Here is a 17,470-nt window from a genome sequence, read left to right on the forward strand (position 1 = left end):
TCGAATGACCGGCACCCACCGGGCCCGGTCGGCGCGACGTCCTACGCACGGGAGAGGAACATGCCGGTCACCGTAGCAGGACCGGCCACGAGGGCAGGAAGGGCACGGCACCCGGAACCGGGGTGCGCCGAAGCGGCGTCGATCTCCAGAACGACGCCACGACGCCCCGGCGACCTGCCGGGACCACCGGACGGAGACCGCAGCATGCCCCCAGCCGAGCACCATGCGCAGCCCGCACCCTCGTCCCGGGTGAACGACTACGACAGCTTCGCCGAGTCGTACGCGGCCCAGAACGAGACCAGTCTCGTGAACGCCTGGATCGAGCGGCCCGCGATGCTGTCCCTGGCCGGTGACGTGGCCGGCCGCCGGATCCTCGACGCCGGCTGCGGGGCAGGGCCCCTGTCCGCCGCGCTGCGTGATCGGGGTGCCCTCGTCACCGGTCTCGACTCCAGCGCCGGGATGCTGGAGCTGGCGCGGCGCCGGCTGGGCGCCGAGGCGGACCTGCACGTGGGCGACCTGAGCGACCCGCTGCCGTTCGCCGACGGTGCGTTCGACGATGCCGTCGCGTCTTTGGTGCTGCACTACCTGGAGGACTGGGGGCCGACGCTGACCGAGATGCGGCGCGTGCTCCGGCCCGGCGGCCGGCTGATCGCGTCGGTCCAGCACCCGTTCGTGGACTACATGGTGCAGGATCCCAGGCCCGACTACTTCGCGACCACCGACTACAGCGACGAATGGAGCTATCTGGTGGGACGGCCCGCTCCGATGCGCTTTTGGCGCAGGTCGCTGCAGGCGATGACCGGCGCCTTCACCGCGGCCGGCTTCCGCTTGGCCGTCCTGAGCGAGCCGACGGTCGATCCGGCCGCCCGCGAGCTGTTCCCGGACGAGTTCCACCACCGCAAGCTGAGCTTCCTGCTGTTCGTTCTGGAGGTGCCCCCGGGGCCGGCCGCCGGCGCGGCCGGGTGACGGTCGGCGGACCGGTGGTTCGCCTTCGGGAAGGGAAACGGAGGGTGTCCCTTCCCGAAGGTTCTGCGAGGGTCAGGCTCCGGGCCCGCGGACGCCGGTGAGCCGTCCGAAGGCGTTCTCCAGGGGTGGCACACCGGGCTGGAGCACGTCCGCGGCAATGCCGAAGAGGCCCGCGAGCACGGCCTCGGTGACGGCGACCGCGGCCACGCTCTCGCGGTTGGAGACACCGCGTTCGGCGACCCGATAGGTGCCGTCCGGGGTCACCTCCATCGCCTGGCCCCACAGGGCGCCGGAGGTCGCGCGGTGCGCCCGGCGCAGGATGCCCGCGGCGAGTTCGGGACGACCCAGGCGGCACAGGCCGTACGCGGTTGGTGACGGGCGCCGACATGTGACGGCGGCCCGACCGCTGGCCGCCCCCGTCCAACGAGGCGACGTGCTTCCTGCGCGGCTCCGGTGTGCTCTCCCCCGACCCGCCCGGCCCGGACGAGCCCGCGACCGGCTTCGTGCACGACCCCGCGAACCCCGTATCGGTCCGCGGCGGCACCCTGCTCCTGCGCGACGCGTACCCGGCGGGCCCGTCCGACCAGCGCGCCATCGAGGCCCGGCCCGACGTGCCGACCTGTCCAGCGCATGCTCACACACACCCTGCGCCAGTTGCAGCGCGACGGTCTCGTCACCCGCACCGCCTACCCCGAGGTGCCCCCGCGGGTGGAGTACGCACTGACCGATCGGGGCGCCACGCTGCGCGACGCCGTCACCATACTGATCGACTGGGCAGGCACTCACCACGACCAGATCTGCGCGAACCGATCCAGTTTCGACGAGACGGCGTCCCCGCGCTGACGTCCTGCCCGGACGTCCGACGCGGGGTCAGTTCGTGCCGAATGGTGCGGCCGCATCGGTGTCGAGTTGGTGGTCGGCCCAGACGTAGCTCTCGGGCAGCAGGTCGGCGATGGAGACGGTCCGGAGGCGGTCGCCTGCGCCGACGATGACGTCGATGGCCGGGAAGTAGTCGAGAAGGACCTGGCGGCACCGGCCGCACGGAGGGAGCACCCCGCGGTCGCGGTCGCCCACGGCGACGATGGTGCGCAGGTCATAGGCGCCCTCGGCCGCTGCCGCCCCGATCAGGACCAGTTCGGCGCAGGGGCCGCCGGTGAAGTGGTAGGCGTTCACGGCGGTGACGATGCGGCCGTCGCCGGCCCGGCCCGCGGCCGCCACGGTGTGGTTGTCGCCCTGGCAGCGAGTGCGCGCTATGTCGGCCGCCGCCCGGATGAGCTCGTGATCGACGTCGTGGAGTCGCCCGGTCATCGTCCCTGCCTTCGTGAGGTGTCGGAAGACGTTGGCCCGGATGGCGCGGGGCCGCAAGCGGATTTCGGTGGCGGGCTTCGCGGAGGCGGGTTCCGACACGCCTGCGCGGCTCCGCCCCGCCGCCCCGCCGCCCCGGCTCACCGCTCGGGAGCGGGACCCGGGAGCCGCCGGCGGATGGTCACGAACTCGCTCGCGTCACCGCCGTTCAGGCGGCGCAGCAGGGACCCGGCGATGCGCTGTGCCTGGGTCTTGGCGAGGTCGGCCTTCGGGCCTCGGTAGAGCGAGTCGACGGTGCCGGTCCACAGTTCCAGCCAGCGGGCGAAGTGGCCGGGGCCGAGCGGGGCGAGCCGGTGCAGGGCGACGTGCGGGCGGAGCGCGTTGCGCCGGTAGAGGCCGGCCGCGAAGAGCGCGGACTCCCAGAAGTCGCACATGACGGGCAGGTGCGCGGCCAGGTCCATCTTGGCCACGTCGGTGAAGACCGGGCCGATCAGGGGGTCGGCGAACGCCTGGCGGTAGAAGGCCGTGACCAGGGCCTCGACGTCGGAGCGGCCGGCCAGGTCCCGGGCCGCCCGGCCGCCGCCGGCCGGGGTCACATCCGCCCCAGGACGAGGGCGGAACCGCAGACGGCGAGGGCGAGCACCTTGACGACCTCCAGCGCGACGTACACCAGGTGCGTGCGGCTGCGCGGCACCTGTTCCCCCGCGAGGACCCGGGCCGTACGCCGGTTCAGCGGGGGTCGCACGGCGGTCGACTGGGCGGCCAGCACGGCCACGGCCACCGCGCCCGCCGCGATCGCGCCCGGCCCGGGAACGGCCACGGCCACCGCGACGGCGGCGCATTCGATGCGGGTTGCTGCCGGTCGGCCGCGGGCATGTCCCCCGGTGCGGCGGAGCCACGGCGGTGGAGGTGGCCGAGTACACCCACCCTGTCGGCGTCCTTGCCGCGCTCCGTGTCCCGGCTGCCGCCACCCGGGCCCCCGTCGCCCCCTGCCGATGCCCGGCCCCAAGACCCGTCACCGGCACACGCCGCGCCCGACCGCATCGATACCGCGCTGCGCAGCCTCACCCCCGTCCACGGCGATCGCCTCCGGCGGAGTCCGGGCCCCGCGACGGCGGCGGACGGCGGGCCCCGCCTGGACCCCGGTACCCGGCGTCAGCCCTCGGAGCGGGGCTCCTCGTAGGGAATGCGGTTGAGGTGGAGGACGTCACCGAGGGTGCCCCACTCGTCGCCGCCGAGCTTGGTGAGCGGGCGCAGCAGCGGGGAGCCGGGACGGCCGTCGGCGAGAACCTCCTCGTCGGCGACGGCGTGGAGCACCCGCCCGAAGACGAGGGTGGAATTGCCCATCCGCACGGTGGTGTGCGAGCGGCATTCCAGGGCGACCGGCGAGGCGGCCACCCGGGGCGGGCGCACCCGCAGGCTGGGTTCGCGTTCGATGCCCGCGTAGTCGAACTCGCTGACGTTGCGCGGGAAGTCGGTGGCCGTCGCGTTGATCAGGCGCAGCAGCGCCTCGGAGGCGAAGTTGACCACGAACTCGCCGGTGTCCTCGACGTTGCGCAGCGAGTCCTTCCGGCCGATCGAGGTGAACTGGACGATCGGCGGATCGGTGCTCGCGATGCTGAAGAACGAGTGCGGCGCGAGGTTCTCGGTCCGCCCGTCCGGTGTGACGGTGGAGATCCACGCGATCGGCCGAGGGACGACCACGGAGGTCATGAACCGGTAGAAGGCGGCACTGCCCATCGCCTGGGGATCGAAGTCGGCGCGCATGAGCCGCAGTATCCCCGCGCGTCCCCGCGCCCCGCCGCGCGACCGTGGCCCGGCGTGTCGCCATGGTGATCCACAGCGGGCCGCGGAGGCTACCATCCCCGGCACGACCTGCGCGACTGCCGTCACGAACCCCTCCACTGATTGATCAAGTTCCCTTAAGCTGCGCGTCATGCACACGACCCTGACGGAGTACGCCCGGTGCCTGTACGGAGACGAGTACCGGCCCACGCGCGATTGCGTGCTCGTCCACCAGGAGCATCACTTCGTCGGGGAACTGACCTTCGCCGACGCCGACTCGATCGTCGCGATGCTGCACGACCTCAGCCCGCACGTCGTCGACGGGCTGCTGCCGGTGTGGATCCGCAACCTCGCCTACCGGCTCGCCCTCCTCCAGCGCCCCCACGATCCTGCGCTGCTGCGCGAGGCGGCCGACAGCCTCTACCTCCACGGGCCGGAGTGGGACGACATCGCCGCCGACCTGCGGCGCCGGGCCGATGCGGTGGACAGGCAGCCGACGGAGCCGCAGGCGTACTGACGGACGGTCAGGACGTCCCCGACGAGGCCGTCGCCGACGGCGGGCGCTCCGGGTACAGCGCCCCGGGCAGCGGCGCCAGGTGCACGCACATCGAGGTCGGGAAGGCGGGCTCCTCACGCTGCGCGTTCCGGCATCCGCCGCCCGGCCCGTGGACGATCGGCACCCAGCCGGAAGGCTTGGCCCGGAAGAACCATCGGTCGCCCGCCCGGGAGGAGCAGCCGGGGGCGTTCTCGCCGGCGCACGCCGGTCCCGTGCGCCAGGAGAAGTCCAGCACGAGCCACTTCCCGTCGCAGACCTCCGCGTCGCGGTATGTGTGCGCGGGGGCGCCGACGGCGATCAGTGCCTGCTCGTAGGAGGCGGTGGTGCAGCCCGTAACCGGCGGATGGCAGCCCAGTCGCCCGCACAGCCGCAACGCAGGCGGGTGCGCGCCGTCGGCGGTGAAGACCGTGTAGTGGTCCACGATCAGGTCGCGGTCGCCCAGGGGCTGGGGCAGCCGGACCCGGGCGGTGACCGTCGTCACCCCGGTGCACCCCGACCGCCGGTCGCCCGAGGGTGAGGAGTAGGTGATCTGCACCCATGTGTGCTGCGGCACGCTGTCGGTGACCACGGCCCTCAGACCTCGGACGCACGCGTGCGGACCGTGCGGTACCTGCGCGTCGAGCACGAGCGTGCGGTGGTCGCCGCCCAGCCGCGCTCCGGTGACCGAGATCGGGGCGGCAAGGGTCCAGGGGATCGGCCCGCCGGCCGTCGACGAGGAGGTCACACCGCCGTCCCGGCCGGCCACCCGGGACCCGCACGCGCCGAGGAACAGCACCAGGAGCGCGCCGAGCACGGCGGCCACGACCGCTCCACGATTCCCACCTGATCGCAAGCCGCTCATCCCCCATGTCGCACCGCGTTGTCCGACGCCAGTACAGGACCGCCGCCGTCCCGCTCCGTCCTCACCCGCCCGGCGCAGCGCCCGCCCGGCGATCGGGCGAAACCCCGGGCGGGGCCGGTTGCCGGACGCGCGGGCGCGGAACGAGTCCCGGGCACACCGCCGGCCCGGACGACCGCCCAGGAGCAGCGCCATGACGAGGATCGCCATCATTCTCGGTAGCACGCGGCCCGGCCGCAACGGGGCGGCGGTGGCGGAGTGGGTGTACGACAACGCCGCCGGACGGGACGACGCGGAATACGAGTTGGTGGACGTCGCCGACCTCGGGCTGCCGCTGCTGGACGAGCAGGCACCGCCGTCGATGGGCCACTACAGCCGCCCGCACACGCACGCGTGGGCGGAGAAGGTCGCGTCGTTCGACGGGTTCGTCTTCGTGACCGCCGAGTACAACCACTCGATCCCGGGGGCACTGAAGAACGCCATCGACTTCCTGTACGCGGAGTGGAACAACAAGGCGGCGGGGTTCGTGGGTTACGGCAGTGCGGGTGGCACGCGCGCGGTGGAGCATCTGCGGCTGGTGATGGCGGAGGTCCAGGTCGCGACGGTCCGTGCGCAGGTGGCGCTGTCGCTGTTCCGCGACTTCGCCGACATGAGCCGCTTCGAGCCCGGCCCCCGCCGGGCCGCGGAGCTGGGTGTCGTCCTGGATCAGGTCACCGCATGGAGCAACGCGCTGGCGCCGCTGCGCCGGGCCTCCGCCGGATGATCCGGGCGGCCGTGCGCGGTCGCCCGGCGGCAGCGCACGCCGGTGGACACGCACTGGGCGCGCCGTCCGGCGGGTGGGCAGGTGCGGGCTCAGCCGGAGCAGGCGGTGCGCTGGGCTTCCTGCCACTCGCAGCGCGGGCAGAGCGGGGTGCCCGGGATCTGCGCCTTGTACTCGGTGGGCTCCCGGCACAGGGTGCACTCGGCGACCGGCTCCCCGGGAGCCGCCGTCCAGTCCACGGAGACCGGCACCGGGATGCCGCAGTACGGTTCGCTGCTCATGGATCGCCTCGCAAAGGTGGCCGGAGGACCGTTGAAGGGTCCCGTGACTCAGACGGTACCCAGTGCCTCGCGCAGGACGGTCTGCGCCTGGGTGATGGCGGCCTCGGCGGCGTGGGTGGAGCGCAGGGCGTTGAGCATCACGAAGTCGTGGATGACGCCCTGGTAGCGGACGGCGGTGACGGGGACGCCGGCCTCGCGGAGCTTGTTGGCGTAGGCCTCGCCCTCGTCGCGCAGGACGTCGGCCTCGCCGGTGATGACCAGGGCCGGGGGCAGGCCGGTGAGCTGCTCGACCGTGGCGCGCAGCGGGGAGGCGGTGATCTCGGCGCGCTGGGCGGGGTCGGTGGTGTACTGGTCCCAGAACCATTGCATGCCGTCGCGGCGCAGGAAGTAGCCCTCGGCGAACTGGTGGTACGAGCCGGTGTCGAAGGCCGCGTCGGTGACCGGATAGAAGAGCACCTGCTGCACCAGGGGTACGTCCCCGCGCTCCTTGGCCATCAGCGTCAGCGCGGCGGTCATGTTGCCGCCGACCGAGTCCCCGGCGACCGCGATGCGGGTGGCGTCGAGGTTCTTGGCGGCGCCGTCGGTGACGATCCAGCGGGCGACGGCGTAGTTCTGCTCGATGGCAACGGGGTACCGGGCCTCGGGCGACAGGTGGTACTCGGGGAAGACGACGGCGGCGCGGGCGCCGGTGGCGAGTTCGCGGACCAGGCGGTCGTGCGTGTGGGCGTTGCCGAAGACCCAGCCGGCGCCGTGGAGGTAGAGGATCACCGGCAGGGTGTCGGTGGCACCGGCGGGGCGGACGATCCGGGCACGGACGCTGCCGGTCGGGCCGCCCTCGACGGTGATCCACTCCTCGTCGACGTCCGGCTTTTCAATGTCACCGGACTGGACCTCGTCCACGGCCTTGCGGCCCTCGGCCGGGGCCAGGTCGAACAGGAACGGCGGCTTCGCCGTCGCCGCCGCGAAATCCGCCGCGGCAGGCTCCAGGACAGGGGCAGTGGGCACGTACGCGGACATGGCCGACTCCTTCGAGAGCAGTCACCGGACCGTTGCGTCCGGCTCACGAAGAGAAACCTAGTCCGCGACTACCTCGCACACAAGCTAATTGGTGACGTTGAAATCGCGCCCTCAGTGGGCTAGGGTGCGCCGAACACGCGCGAGCGAGAGAAGGACGCGTCATGGACCGAGCCGGCGCTTCCGCGGCCGACGGCGAGCAGGAGTTCTCCACGCTCCTGGACGACCAGCTGTGCTTTGCCCTGTACGCCGCGTCCCGCGCGGTCACCAGCCGCTACCGGCCGCTGCTGGACGAACTGGGCCTCACCTATCCGCAGTACCTGGCCCTGCTGGTGCTCTGGGAGCGCGGGCCGACCCCCGTCGGCGACATCGGCACGGCCCTGCACCTCGACTACGGCACGCTCACCCCCCTGGTCAAACGCCTGGAGACGGCGGGTCTGGTACGTCGCGAACGCCGTCCCGACGACGAACGCACCGTGCAGGTCAGCCTCACCGAGGAAGGTGCCGCGCTACGCGAACGTGCCGCCTGCGTCCCCTCGGCCATCGGGGACGCCATGGCTCTGACGCCCGCCGAGTTCGACCAGGCGAAGAGGATCCTGCGGCGGCTCACCGCCAACGTCTCCGCGTAACGGGACTCTTTCCCCGCCCGGAGCCGCTCCCCTGCTCCACTACGCCTTCGTGGAGTTGGGCGAACACCTCGGTGTTGTGGCCGCAGTCGACGGGGACGTCGATGACCGTGGCACCCGGCCGCACCCGGGCCTGACGGGACAGTGACCCGCCGAGGACCTCGGCGAACTGCCCGTCGGTGCGGACCCGGTAGCCGTGGGCGCCGAAGTCGGCGGCGTCGTGGCGATGCCGTAGTCGCCGAGTCGCACCCCGAAGGTCCGGCCGTACTCCGGCTCCGCCTGGAATCCCACCATGTCGTAGCTGTCGTAGCTGTCGTCGCGCAGGATCACATGGGCGAAGTGCGGGCCGAGGCGCGTGGCGGTCTCCAGTTCCTGGGCGCTGAAGAGGAAGCCGCCGTCACCGGGGACGGACACGACGAGCCTGCCCGGTCGCACCATGCGGGTCGCCATCGCCCAGGGCGGGGCCACGCCGGCGGCCGGCGCACGGTGCGGGTACGGACCTCGCCGAAGAACCCGGTATCCGGATCGCGTGGATCAGGCCGGGGCCGCGGACGGAACGGTCGACGAGCGCGGTCACCTCGGCCCGGGTCATGGGCGAGGCCAGTGCGCACCGGAGTGACCCCCGCGGCCCGGCCGTCCGGTGGCCTCCCGTCCTCCCGGGCTTCCCGCCCCGTCCCCCCGGCAGTGGCCCGATCCGGGCATGGCGGACAACCGGGAACACCGCCCGCACCCACCCCGGACGGGCCGCTGACCTGGAGGATTGCGGTGACCATGTGAAGATCTGCAAGTGCCCCAACCGTGTGGTCAGTTGGTGATCCACTCCTGCTAGGGTGATCGGGTTTCCAGAAGGCTGATGGCGCGTCATGCGCGCGGGGGACAGTCTCCAGGGCCCCATCGCGGAGGAGCGGCTCTTGGCTCGGCTTGACGGCACACGCCCTGTCGCGGTGTTCGCCCATGGCCCGACGCCGCGGCCCGGATCGTCGCTTCCGTCGTGATGCGACTTGAAGAGAGCCTCATGACATCGATTTGGGATGATCCACTCCTGTGGATCTCGATAGTTGTATTCTGCGTTGCCGTCTTGATCATCCTGCGCGCCCGCAGGACCAACATGATCCTGCGCGGCAACAACGCCCGGCTCCAAGGTGAGCGCAACGCGCTGCAGCAGGAGCGGGACCATGTCCGCGCGGCCCATGCCGAACAGCGGGAACAGCACGCCGACGAAGTGGCGGAGGTACGCAAGGACGCGGAGGAGGACACCAAGACCGTTCTGAAGTCGGCGATGCGCACGCTCCAGGTGCTCGCCGACGAGCAGCAGGTCGTCATCGACCGGGTGCAGAAGAAGTACGGCGACGACCCCCAGATCCTCGCCGACCTGATGGCGATCGACCACGCCAACAGCCAGTTCGGCCGCCGTGCCCAGGGAATCGCCGTGCTCTGCGGCGGCTGGCTCGGCCGCCGTGAGGCCATCGCCTCGGTGTACGACGTGGCGCGCAGCGCGCAGGGCCGCATCCGGCGGTTCGACCGCGTGCAGATCCACGCCCAGGTGCACTTCACGGTCACCAGCCGGGCCGTCGAACCGGTGGCCGTCGTGCTCGCCGAGCTGCTGGCCAACGCCACCAACTACAGCGCGCCCGACACCCCGGTCGAGATCAACATCCGCTCCGTCCCCAAGGGCGTCTGCGTGATCGTCGACGACGCCGGCCTCGGCATGAGCCAGGAGGAGAAGGACCGCGCCGCGCTCCTGCTGTCTCCGTCCGCTCCGGTGGGGATCACCACACTCGGCAACCCCCCGAAGTTCGGCTTCGCCGTCGCGGGCATGCTCGCCGCCCGTTACGGGTTCGAGGTGTCCGTCGACTCCGTCTCCCCGTACGGCGGCGTGCGGGCGGTAATCCTTCTGCCGGAGGACCTTCTGAGCAACGAAGTCCCTGCACCGCAGCCCGAGGCCGTCCACGACCACGCCCGCACCGAGCCGGCGCCCCCCAAGCGCCTGGCGCCCGTGAGCGCTCCCGTTCCCATGGCCGCCACCGGCACCACGGCGGGCGGCCTGCCCAAGCGCCGCCGCCAGAGAGTGACGGTGCTGCCGCAGCCCGCCACCGCCGAGGCGGCGTCCGACTCCGGCGGCACGCCCGCGCCGGCGACCGAGCAGGCCAGCGGTACGAGGGCCTCGCGCATCGGGGCGTTCCAGCGCGGCACTCTGTCCGGTCGGGACATGACGAACACGGAAGGACTCCAGGACCAATGAACCCCGATCTGTCGTGGGTGCTGAACGACGTACTCCAGGTGCGCGGCGCCCGGCACGCGATCCTCGTCTCGGCCGACGGTCTGCTGCTGGACAAGTCCAGCGAGATCGGCCGTGACGACGCGGAGACCAACGCGGCGGCGATGAGTTCGATGCAGTCGCTGTCCCGGGCCGTCGCCCCGTTCACCGGCGGCGGCGGCAGTCCGTGGAGGCAGACGCTGCTGGAGTACGAGCACGGCTGGATCTTCCTGATCGCCGCTGGCGACGGCGCGTACCTCGCCGCTTCTGCGGCCCCGGACGTGGACATGGAGGCCATGAGTTTCCGGATGCAGCAACAGGTCGGCGCGCTGGGCAAGGCGATGACCACACCGCCCCGCCAGAGCGCCGGTGCCGAAGCATGACGTCCTCCGGCAAGGAAGAACCGGTCTCGAGCGACTTCGTCCGCTCCTACGTCATCACCGGCGGCCGTCAACTCCCGGCCGCGGACCGGCTGTCCCTGCTCACCCTGGTCACCATCGCCCCCGACCGGGAACTGCCCCTGGGGTCGGGTCCCGAGGTCCGCGCCATCTGGGAGCTGTGCTTGGGGGGGTACCTGTCGGTGGCCGAGGTGGCCGCACACCTGGAACTCCCCGTGGGCGTCGCGAGGTTGCTGCTGACCGACTTAACCGAGCATGGGCATCTGCTGCGCCGTGAAGCCCCGCCCCCCGCCCAGGCCGTCGACAAGAGAATCCTCGAAGAGGTGTTGCATGGACTCCAAAGGCGTTTTGCCTGACAGCGCATATGTGTCGGAGGGGGTGACCACCGCCGCGAAGATCCTCGTGGTGGGGCACTTCGCCGTGGGCAAGACGACGTTGATCGGCACACTCTCGGAGATCGCCCCGCTGCGCACCGAAGAGAAGATGACGCAGGCGTCGCTCCACGTGGACGACCTGGCGGGCGCGCCGGACAAGCGGACCACCACGGTCGCGCTGGACTTCGGCCGCCTGACGCTGAGCGAGGAGCTGGTGCTCTACCTCTTCGGCACCCCCGGGCAGCAGCGGTTCATGCAGTTGTGGGAGGACATGTCCCGCGGCGCCCTCGGGGCACTGCTGCTGGTGGATCCCGCCCGGCTCGCCGAGTCGTTCCCCGTCATCGATCTCATCGAGAAGTACGGCCTGGAGTACGCCATCGCCGTCAACAACTTCGACACCGAGCACCGCTACCAGGAGGACGAGATACGGGAGGCGCTCGACCTCTTCCCGCACACCCCCGTCGTGTACTGCGACGCCCGTGACGAGTCCTCCTCGGCACAGGCGCTGATCTCCCTCGTCCAGCACCTGCTCACCCACGCCGCCTGACCACCGGACCCCTTCACCGCCCGCCCGGGCGGGAAGGCTCCGGCCCCCTCAAGGAACCCCCATGGAATCCCAGCACTCCGCCCCCGCCCCCGACGCCCCCGCCAGATGCCCGATGCACGGCCACGACTTCGCGGCCGACCCCGGGCGGATCTACGACCAGCTGCGCGAGTTCGGCCCCGCCGCACCCGTCGAACTGTCCCCCGGTGTCGACGCCACCTTGGTGACCGAGCACCACACCGCGCGCCGCGTCCTGCAGAACCCCACCCTCTTCGCCCGCGACTCCCGCCGCTGGGCCGCGCTCAACGAGGGCCGCATCGCGCTGGACAACCCGGTCCTGCCGATGATGGCCTACCGGCCCAACTGCCTGTTCACCGACGGCACGGTGCACCTGCGGCTGCGCAAGGCGGTCACCGAGAGCCTCGACAAGCTGAACGTCAGCCGGCTGGCCCGCGACGTGGAGCAGATAGCCGACTACCTGATCAGCCAGTTCAGCGAGCGCGGCCGCGCCGACCTGCTGAACGACTACGCCAAGCTGCTGCCGCTGCTGCTGTTCAACAAGCTCTTCGGCTGCCCCGCCGACATCGGCGACCGCCTGACCACCTCGATGGCCGCCATCTTCGACGGCGAGGACGCCCTGCGGGCCAACGAGGAGCTCACCGCCTGCCTGATGGAGCTGATCGCCCTCAAGCGGCGCACAGCCGGCGAGGACATCACCTCCTGGCTGATCGCGCACCCCGCGGGCCTCAACGACGAGGAGCTGAAGGACCAGCTCGTCATGCTCATGGGCGCCGGTGTGGAGCCCGAGCGCAACCTCATCGGCAACACCCTGCTCCTGCTGCTGTCCGAGGACCGCTCGGGCCGCCGGTCGGGCATGCTGATCGAGGAGGCCATGGACGACGTGCTGTGGAACAACCCTCCCATCGCCAACTACGCCACCCACTTCCCGCTTCAGGACGTGGACCTCGACGGCGTGGAGGTTGCGGCCGGCACCCCGCTGGTCATCAGCTTCGCGGCCGCCAACAGCGACCCTGCGCTCACCGCCGAGCGCGAGACGCTGAGCAAGGGCGCCCACCTCGCCTGGGGCGCGGGACCGCACGCCTGCCCGGCGAAGTCCCCGGCCCAGCTGATCGCCCTGACGGCGGTGGAGAAGATCCTCAACACCCTCCACGACCTGACGCTCGCCGAGGACCCCGAGAAGCTGCAGTGGCGTCCGGGCCCGTTCCACCGGGCCCTGGTGGCGCTGCCGGTGAGCTTCAGCCCCATCCCGGCCACCCGGTTCGCCGAGCCGCTCCCGCGGGCCCAGGTGCCCGCGGCGGCCGGTCCCGCGGCGGCGGAGGCACAGCCGTCCCTCGCGGCCCGGCCGGAGGCGAAGAAGGGATTCTGGAGCACCTTCCTGGACCTCTTCCGCGTCTGACGAGCGGCATGTGACAGGAGCAACACCCAAGGACCGCATGACCGCAGGTGGGGGAGGGGTAGGTTCCGCCGGTCCGGACACCCAGCCTGAGGAGCTCTGCGTGACCGCAGTCGGTGACATAAGCGGCACAGTCATTGACCGTCGAGCCGTCATATCCGTCCTTCGGCGCCTTCGCACCGCACAGGGGCAGGCCGATCCCTTCCCCCTCTACGAGGAACTGCAGACCATGGGTGATGTCGTGCCCGCCCCCTGGGGCGGGTACTTCATCACCGGATTCGACGCCTGCGACCAGGTCCTGCGCGGCAGGAACTGGACCGTCCCCGACTTCGCCTGGCAGGAGCGGCAGCGGGACACCGAACGGTGGCACGCCCCGGCCACCCGGGAGATGAGCCGGACGCTGTCCCGGCTGAACGCGCCGGCCCACACCCACCAGCGCCGCAGCCTCGGGAACCCCTTCGACCGCAGCACCGTCGCCGACATGGTGCCGGAGGTCGAGCGGCATGTCGCCGGGCTGCTCGACTCGCTGGAGGACAGGCTGCTCGCCGACGGCACCGCCGACTTCGTCGGCACCGTCAGCGAGCAACTGCCGATCGTCACGATCGGCCGCTGGCTGGACATCCCGGCCACGGACTACGCACGCATCCTCGACTTCACGCACCGCCAGGTGTACGCACAGGAACTGCTGCCCACCAAATCGGAGTTGGCGATATCGGAGGAAGCCACCGCCGACATGCGGGCCTTCTTCACCGACCTGGTGGCCGGCCGGCGCGCCCGGCCTGGCAACGATGTCCTGTCCGGCTGGATTCGTCACTGGGACGAGCAACTGCCCGGCGACCGCGAGGCGGCCGACCGGATGATCTACCAATTGGTCATGTTCCTCACGATCGCCTCCCTGGAGACCACGGCCACCTTGCTGTCGGTCGCCGTGTGGCTGCTGCTCGACAAGCCGGCTCGCTGGGACTGGCTGCGGCACCACCCCGAGCACGTCGACGACGCCATCGAGGAGGCCCTGCGCTACGACCCGCCCATCCACCTCAACAGCCGCGTCGCCGCCGACGACACGGTTCTGGCGGGTGTCCCGATCGCCAAGGACACCATGGTGCACGTGATGTACGGGGCGGCGAACCACGATCCGCGGCGCAACCCCGATCCGCACGGCTACGACATCCTGCGCAAGGGCACGCATCTCACCTTCGGCGGCGGCGCCCACTACTGCCTGGGGGCGGCGCTGGCACGGCTCGAGGCCCGTACGTTGCTGACCGCCTTGCTGAAACGATTCCCCACACTCCGCCTCGCCTCCGCGCCCTCGTACGCGCCCCGCATGGTCTTCCGCCGTGTGACCTCCATGAAGGTGACCGCATGAACGCCCCGCAGCCCCTCCCCTACCCGAACGCGCCCGCACCCGGGCCCCTCAGAACGCTCAGGACCGGCCGGCGGGGCCCGGTCCTGGACATCGAGCTGCACGACCCCGAGCGGGGCAACGCCGTCACCGAGGCCATGCTGGACGAGCTGCTCGCGGTCCTCGGCACCGCCGAGCCGGAGGTGCGGGTCATCGTGCTCTCCGGCTCCGGTGACGACTTCTGCCTGGGCGGCGACCGGACCGAGTACACCGACTTCCTCGACCACGACCCCACCGGCGGCGGCATCCGCACGTCGGCCACCAAGGGCCGCCTCGTCTGCGAGGCACTGAGCGGCAACTCCGCGGTCACCATCGCCAAGGTCCACGGCAAGGCGATCGGCGCGGGGCTCGGCCTGGCCCTCGCCTGCGACCTGCGCGTGGGCTCCGACACCGCCTCCTTCCGCCTCCCCGAACTCGCCCTCGGCCTCCCCACCGCCTGGGGCGGCCTCCTCCCCCGGCTCCTCAACGAGATCGGCGCCGCGCGCGTGCGCGAACTCGTCCTCACCGGAAGGTCCTTCGACGCCCACGAGGCGCTGTCCCTGTCCGTCCTGCAGAAGGTGGTCCCCGAAGACCGGCTCGACGACGCCATCGCCGCATGGGCGCGGCCCGTCGTCCGGCGCCCCGAAAGCGCTCTGCGCGTGACCAAGACCCTGCTCAACTCCTATGCGGCCCCGACCCGCCTCGCCGACACCTCGGCCCTGGACGCGGAGCTCATGGCCGCCGTCCTGGCGGCCACGCACTACGCGCGCAAGGACGGCACGGTCCACCACATGTGAGCGCCCGGGGCCCGCCGGCTCCGGCGGGCCCACTGCCGGCGGCACCGTGCCGCCGCCCGGCGCAGGCCCGGGCGGACGGATCGCTCCGAACGACGTCGGCGCCCACCTGTACCTCGAACGCGACGGTGCGGTCCTGCTCGGCCTGCGCCATCCGGACTCGCGCTTCGCGCCGCTGCAGCACCACTTCCTGGCCGGCCACTGCGAGCAGGAGTCCGCCGTCGCCTGCCTCGTACGCGAGGCGCGCGAGGAGGCGGGCCTGGTCATCGACCCCGGCGACGTCGAGTTCGTGCACGCCGTCCACATGCTCCACACGCCCGGCACCCGGCCCCGCATGCAACTGGTCTTCCGCGCCCGGCAGTGGAAGGGCGAGCCGCGACTCCTCGAACCCGACAAGTGCGTCAGCTGGGACTGGTGGCCCGCCGACCGCCTCCCGGAGCCCACCGTCCCCTACACCCGCGCCGCCATCGACGGCATCCGGCAGGGCCGGCTGTACACGGAGATGGGCTGGGCCTGACCTCCTCCGTGCCGTACGAGCGGCGCACCCGGGCCGAGGTGTGCGGGCTCAGAAGCGCACGTAGACGTTCTTCGGCTGGGTGTACTCCGCCAGTTCCTCGATGCCCTCCTCGCGTCCGACACCGGAGTTCTTCACGCCGCCGAACGCGGTGCCGGGGAGGTGGGCGGAGCTGGAGTTGACCCAGATGTAACCCGTGCGCAGGTCTCGGGCGGCGGACAGCGCGGTGTGCAGGTCCGTGGTCCACACGCTGGCGGTGAGGCCGTAGGGCAGGGCGTTGGCCTCGGTGACGGCCTCCTCGTAGCTGTCGAAGGGGGCCGCCACCAGGACCGGCCCGAAGATCTCGTCCGTGAAGAGGGGGCCACCGGGTCCCGCGGGTGCGGAGAAGAGGGTGGGGCGGACGTAGTAGCCCGGGCGATCGGGGAACGTACCGCCGGCGACGAGGTCGAGGGCCGGGTCGGCGAGGCCGGCCCGGACGTAGGAGGAGACCTTGCTGTAGTGGGCCGCCGAGACCAGGGGGCCGATGTCGGTACCGGTCTCGGAGGGGTCGCCGATCCGCAGGGCGTCCATGCGCCGGCCCACCTCCCCGACCACGCGCTCGTACAGCGAGTGGTGGACGAGCAGACGCGAGGTGGAGCCACAGCTCTGGCCCTGCCATGTGAAGTTCATTCCGGCCATCACGCCGTTGATCGCGGCGGGAACGTCGGCGTCGCGGAAGACGATGATCGGGTTCTTCCCGCCGAGTTCGAGGGTGACCGTCTTGACGGCGGCGCTCGCCGCGCGCGCCTGGACGCGCCGTCCCGTGGCCGACGAGCCGGTGAAGGCTATGCGGGGGACGTCGGGGTGGGTCACGAGCCGTTCGCCCGCCACGGAACCGAGGCCCGGCACGATGTTGAGCACCCCCGGCGGCACGATGCGGGCGGCGATCTCGCCGAGGCGGAGCGCCGACAGGGAGGTCACCTCGGCGGGCTTCAGGACGACGGTGTTGCCGGCCAGCAGCGGCGCGGCGACACGGGCCGCCGCGAACATCAGCGGGTGGTTCCACGGGACGATCCGCCCGACCACGCCGAAGGGGTCGCGCAGGGTGTAGTCGAACGCGTCGTGGTCGGCCATGGGGACGGTCTCGCCGCGCAGTTGGAGCGCCAGGCCCGCGAAGTAGCGCAACTGGGCCGCCGCAACGCGGAAGTCGTTCCGCATCACCCCGATGGGGCTGCCGTTGTCGATCGTGTCGATCCAGGCCAGTTCCTCGCCGTGCGCCTCCACGGCGTCGGCCAGCACGGTCAGCACGGCGGCCCGGTCGGCGATCGACGTCGCGGCCCACGACGGTGCCGCGTCGCGGGCCGCGTCGACCGCGGCGTCCACATCCGTACTGCCCCCGAGGGGCATGCGGGCCACCACCGTCTCGTCCGCCGGATTGATCACGTCGAGCGTGCCCCCCGAGACCGCTTCGGTCAGTTCCCCGCCGATCAGCATGTGCCAGGGACGGTCCACGATCTCGCGCGTGCGGGGCCGCGCGGCGAGAGTGCCCTGCGGATGAGTCAGCCACGAAGTACGCATACATCCCATGTTTGCACCATTAAGGGACATATGCGCCAATATGTTGGATTCGGTCCGGAAAGACATTCCGTCCAGCGAGCTCCCTCGGGCCGGGCTTCCCGGCATC

The 17,470-nt window shown here is 71.7% G+C and carries 23 protein-coding genes; 13 read left to right on the forward strand and 10 right to left on the reverse strand.

Annotated features, from left to right (window positions below; genetic code table 11):
- The first annotated feature begins 204 nt into the window (after nt 1-204).
- Nucleotides 205-966 (forward strand): class I SAM-dependent methyltransferase, encoded by a 762-nt coding sequence (locus RV983_RS03260; protein WP_475984233.1) that lies wholly within the window; start codon nt 205-207, stop codon nt 964-966.
- Between the two features lie 72 nt (nt 967-1,038).
- Here RV983_RS03260 and RV983_RS03265 read toward each other — a convergent pair whose 3' ends face one another.
- On the reverse strand, nt 1,039-1,236 hold the full coding sequence (locus RV983_RS03265) for a hypothetical protein (RefSeq protein WP_475984234.1): 198 nt from the start codon (nt 1,234-1,236) through the stop codon (nt 1,039-1,041).
- A gap of 360 nt (nt 1,237-1,596) precedes the next feature.
- On the opposite strand from RV983_RS03265, the gene RV983_RS03270 reads away from it, so the two are divergent.
- Nucleotides 1,597-1,809, forward strand: coding sequence for a winged helix-turn-helix transcriptional regulator (locus RV983_RS03270; protein ID WP_475984235.1), 213 nt, complete (start codon nt 1,597-1,599; stop codon nt 1,807-1,809).
- A 27-nt stretch (nt 1,810-1,836) separates the two neighbouring features.
- Here the strand turns inward: RV983_RS03270 and RV983_RS03275 are convergent, their stop codons facing one another.
- The 4 genes from RV983_RS03275 to RV983_RS03290 all read right to left on the reverse strand — a co-directional run bounded on the left by RV983_RS03275 (nt 1,837) and on the right by RV983_RS03290 (nt 4,038).
- A complete protein-coding gene (locus tag RV983_RS03275; RefSeq protein WP_475984236.1) occupies nt 1,837-2,274 on the reverse strand; it encodes a cytidine deaminase family protein in 438 nt (145 codons plus the stop codon).
- 137 nt (nt 2,275-2,411) lie between these two features.
- Nucleotides 2,412-2,867, reverse strand: coding sequence for a group III truncated hemoglobin (locus RV983_RS03280; protein ID WP_475984237.1), 456 nt, complete (start codon nt 2,865-2,867; stop codon nt 2,412-2,414).
- A complete protein-coding gene (locus tag RV983_RS03285) occupies nt 2,864-3,091 on the reverse strand; it encodes a hypothetical protein (protein WP_475984238.1) in 228 nt (75 codons plus the stop codon). The genes RV983_RS03280 and RV983_RS03285 overlap by 4 nt, the downstream gene beginning before the upstream one ends.
- 335 nt (nt 3,092-3,426) lie before the next feature.
- Nucleotides 3,427-4,038: a flavin reductase family protein gene (locus RV983_RS03290; protein WP_475984239.1), complete on the reverse strand. Its 612-nt coding sequence runs from the start codon at nt 4,036-4,038 to the stop codon at nt 3,427-3,429.
- Between the two features lie 169 nt (nt 4,039-4,207).
- Between RV983_RS03290 and RV983_RS03295 the strand changes: the two genes are divergently transcribed.
- Complete coding sequence (locus RV983_RS03295) at nt 4,208-4,573, forward strand: hypothetical protein (RefSeq protein ID WP_475984240.1); 366 nt, start codon at nt 4,208-4,210, stop codon at nt 4,571-4,573.
- A gap of 7 nt (nt 4,574-4,580) precedes the next feature.
- Here RV983_RS03295 and RV983_RS03300 read toward each other — a convergent pair whose 3' ends face one another.
- Complete coding sequence (locus RV983_RS03300) at nt 4,581-5,414, reverse strand: hypothetical protein (protein WP_475984241.1); 834 nt, start codon at nt 5,412-5,414, stop codon at nt 4,581-4,583.
- 229 nt (nt 5,415-5,643) lie between these two features.
- Here RV983_RS03300 and RV983_RS03305 point away from each other — a divergent pair, with 229 nt between their 5' ends.
- Nucleotides 5,644-6,213 (forward strand): NADPH-dependent FMN reductase, encoded by a 570-nt coding sequence (locus RV983_RS03305; protein ID WP_475984242.1) that lies wholly within the window; start codon nt 5,644-5,646, stop codon nt 6,211-6,213.
- An 89-nt stretch (nt 6,214-6,302) separates the two neighbouring features.
- Here RV983_RS03305 and RV983_RS03310 read toward each other — a convergent pair whose 3' ends face one another.
- On the reverse strand, nt 6,303-6,491 hold the full coding sequence (locus RV983_RS03310; protein WP_475984243.1) for a hypothetical protein: 189 nt from the start codon (nt 6,489-6,491) through the stop codon (nt 6,303-6,305).
- Nucleotides 6,492-6,539: 48 nt separating this feature from the next.
- Entirely contained in the window at nt 6,540-7,508 is a 969-nt protein-coding gene (locus tag RV983_RS03315; protein WP_475984244.1) for an alpha/beta hydrolase, read from the reverse strand.
- Nucleotides 7,509-7,669: 161 nt separating this feature from the next.
- Here RV983_RS03315 and RV983_RS03320 point away from each other — a divergent pair, with 161 nt between their 5' ends.
- On the forward strand, nt 7,670-8,134 hold the full coding sequence (locus RV983_RS03320) for a MarR family winged helix-turn-helix transcriptional regulator (protein WP_475984245.1): 465 nt from the start codon (nt 7,670-7,672) through the stop codon (nt 8,132-8,134).
- 39 nt (nt 8,135-8,173) lie between these two features.
- Here the strand turns inward: RV983_RS03320 and RV983_RS03325 are convergent, their stop codons facing one another.
- A complete protein-coding gene (locus RV983_RS03325; RefSeq protein WP_475984246.1) occupies nt 8,174-8,599 on the reverse strand; it encodes a thiamine pyrophosphate-dependent enzyme in 426 nt (141 codons plus the stop codon).
- A gap of 547 nt (nt 8,600-9,146) precedes the next feature.
- On the opposite strand from RV983_RS03325, the gene RV983_RS03330 reads away from it, so the two are divergent.
- From RV983_RS03330 to RV983_RS03365, 8 genes are all read left to right on the forward strand, one after another.
- Nucleotides 9,147-10,373 (forward strand): ATP-binding protein, encoded by a 1,227-nt coding sequence (locus RV983_RS03330; RefSeq protein WP_475984247.1) that lies wholly within the window; start codon nt 9,147-9,149, stop codon nt 10,371-10,373.
- Entirely contained in the window at nt 10,370-10,771 is a 402-nt protein-coding gene (locus tag RV983_RS03335) for a roadblock/LC7 domain-containing protein (protein ID WP_475984248.1), read from the forward strand. The genes RV983_RS03330 and RV983_RS03335 overlap by 4 nt, the downstream gene beginning before the upstream one ends.
- The gene (locus tag RV983_RS03340) at nt 10,768-11,142 is read left to right on the forward strand and encodes a DUF742 domain-containing protein (protein WP_475984249.1); all 375 of its coding nucleotides are present in this window, start codon (nt 10,768-10,770) and stop codon (nt 11,140-11,142) included. The genes RV983_RS03335 and RV983_RS03340 overlap by 4 nt, the downstream gene beginning before the upstream one ends.
- Complete coding sequence (locus RV983_RS03345; RefSeq protein WP_475984250.1) at nt 11,117-11,707, forward strand: GTP-binding protein; 591 nt, start codon at nt 11,117-11,119, stop codon at nt 11,705-11,707. The genes RV983_RS03340 and RV983_RS03345 overlap by 26 nt, the downstream gene beginning before the upstream one ends.
- Before the next feature lie 61 nt (nt 11,708-11,768).
- Entirely contained in the window at nt 11,769-13,121 is a 1,353-nt protein-coding gene (locus RV983_RS03350; RefSeq protein WP_475984251.1) for a cytochrome P450 family protein, read from the forward strand.
- A gap of 100 nt (nt 13,122-13,221) precedes the next feature.
- A complete protein-coding gene (locus tag RV983_RS03355) occupies nt 13,222-14,484 on the forward strand; it encodes a cytochrome P450 (protein ID WP_475984252.1) in 1,263 nt (420 codons plus the stop codon).
- Nucleotides 14,481-15,296: an enoyl-CoA hydratase/isomerase family protein gene (locus RV983_RS03360; RefSeq protein WP_475984253.1), complete on the forward strand. Its 816-nt coding sequence runs from the start codon at nt 14,481-14,483 to the stop codon at nt 15,294-15,296. Before RV983_RS03355 ends, RV983_RS03360 begins: the two co-directional genes overlap by 4 nt.
- 46 nt (nt 15,297-15,342) lie before the next feature.
- Nucleotides 15,343-15,810, forward strand: coding sequence for an NUDIX hydrolase (locus RV983_RS03365; RefSeq protein ID WP_475984254.1), 468 nt, complete (start codon nt 15,343-15,345; stop codon nt 15,808-15,810).
- Between the two features lie 48 nt (nt 15,811-15,858).
- Here RV983_RS03365 and RV983_RS03370 read toward each other — a convergent pair whose 3' ends face one another.
- Nucleotides 15,859-17,364 (reverse strand): aldehyde dehydrogenase family protein, encoded by a 1,506-nt coding sequence (locus RV983_RS03370; protein WP_475984255.1) that lies wholly within the window; start codon nt 17,362-17,364, stop codon nt 15,859-15,861.
- Nucleotides 17,365-17,470: the final 106 nt, after the last annotated feature.

This window comes from Streptomyces sp. RLA123 (genome assembly GCF_056270165.1).

What these genes read in the sequence shown, in the direction of transcription:
- RV983_RS03310 (WP_475984243.1), bottom strand. Translation starts at nt 6,491, where the DNA reads ATGAGCAGCGAACCGTACTGCGGCATCCCGGTGCCGGTCTCCGTGGAC.
- RV983_RS03295 (WP_475984240.1), top strand. Translation starts at nt 4,208, where the DNA reads ATGCACACGACCCTGACGGAGTACGCCCGGTGCCTGTACGGAGACGAG.
- RV983_RS03265 (WP_475984234.1), bottom strand. Translation starts at nt 1,236, where the DNA reads ATGGAGGTGACCCCGGACGGCACCTATCGGGTCGCCGAACGCGGTGTC.
- RV983_RS03370 (WP_475984255.1), bottom strand. Translation starts at nt 17,364, where the DNA reads ATGCGTACTTCGTGGCTGACTCATCCGCAGGGCACTCTCGCCGCGCGG.
- RV983_RS03360 (WP_475984253.1), top strand. Translation starts at nt 14,481, where the DNA reads ATGAACGCCCCGCAGCCCCTCCCCTACCCGAACGCGCCCGCACCCGGG.
- RV983_RS03335 (WP_475984248.1), top strand. Translation starts at nt 10,370, where the DNA reads ATGAACCCCGATCTGTCGTGGGTGCTGAACGACGTACTCCAGGTGCGC.
- RV983_RS03340 (WP_475984249.1), top strand. Translation starts at nt 10,768, where the DNA reads ATGACGTCCTCCGGCAAGGAAGAACCGGTCTCGAGCGACTTCGTCCGC.
- RV983_RS03305 (WP_475984242.1), top strand. Translation starts at nt 5,644, where the DNA reads ATGACGAGGATCGCCATCATTCTCGGTAGCACGCGGCCCGGCCGCAAC.
- RV983_RS03350 (WP_475984251.1), top strand. Translation starts at nt 11,769, where the DNA reads ATGGAATCCCAGCACTCCGCCCCCGCCCCCGACGCCCCCGCCAGATGC.
- RV983_RS03345 (WP_475984250.1), top strand. Translation starts at nt 11,117, where the DNA reads ATGGACTCCAAAGGCGTTTTGCCTGACAGCGCATATGTGTCGGAGGGG.
- RV983_RS03260 (WP_475984233.1), top strand. Translation starts at nt 205, where the DNA reads ATGCCCCCAGCCGAGCACCATGCGCAGCCCGCACCCTCGTCCCGGGTG.
- RV983_RS03330 (WP_475984247.1), top strand. Translation starts at nt 9,147, where the DNA reads ATGACATCGATTTGGGATGATCCACTCCTGTGGATCTCGATAGTTGTA.
- RV983_RS03290 (WP_475984239.1), bottom strand. Translation starts at nt 4,038, where the DNA reads ATGCGCGCCGACTTCGATCCCCAGGCGATGGGCAGTGCCGCCTTCTAC.
- RV983_RS03320 (WP_475984245.1), top strand. Translation starts at nt 7,670, where the DNA reads ATGGACCGAGCCGGCGCTTCCGCGGCCGACGGCGAGCAGGAGTTCTCC.
- RV983_RS03270 (WP_475984235.1), top strand. Translation starts at nt 1,597, where the DNA reads ATGCTCACACACACCCTGCGCCAGTTGCAGCGCGACGGTCTCGTCACC.
- RV983_RS03275 (WP_475984236.1), bottom strand. Translation starts at nt 2,274, where the DNA reads ATGACCGGGCGACTCCACGACGTCGATCACGAGCTCATCCGGGCGGCG.
- RV983_RS03315 (WP_475984244.1), bottom strand. Translation starts at nt 7,508, where the DNA reads ATGTCCGCGTACGTGCCCACTGCCCCTGTCCTGGAGCCTGCCGCGGCG.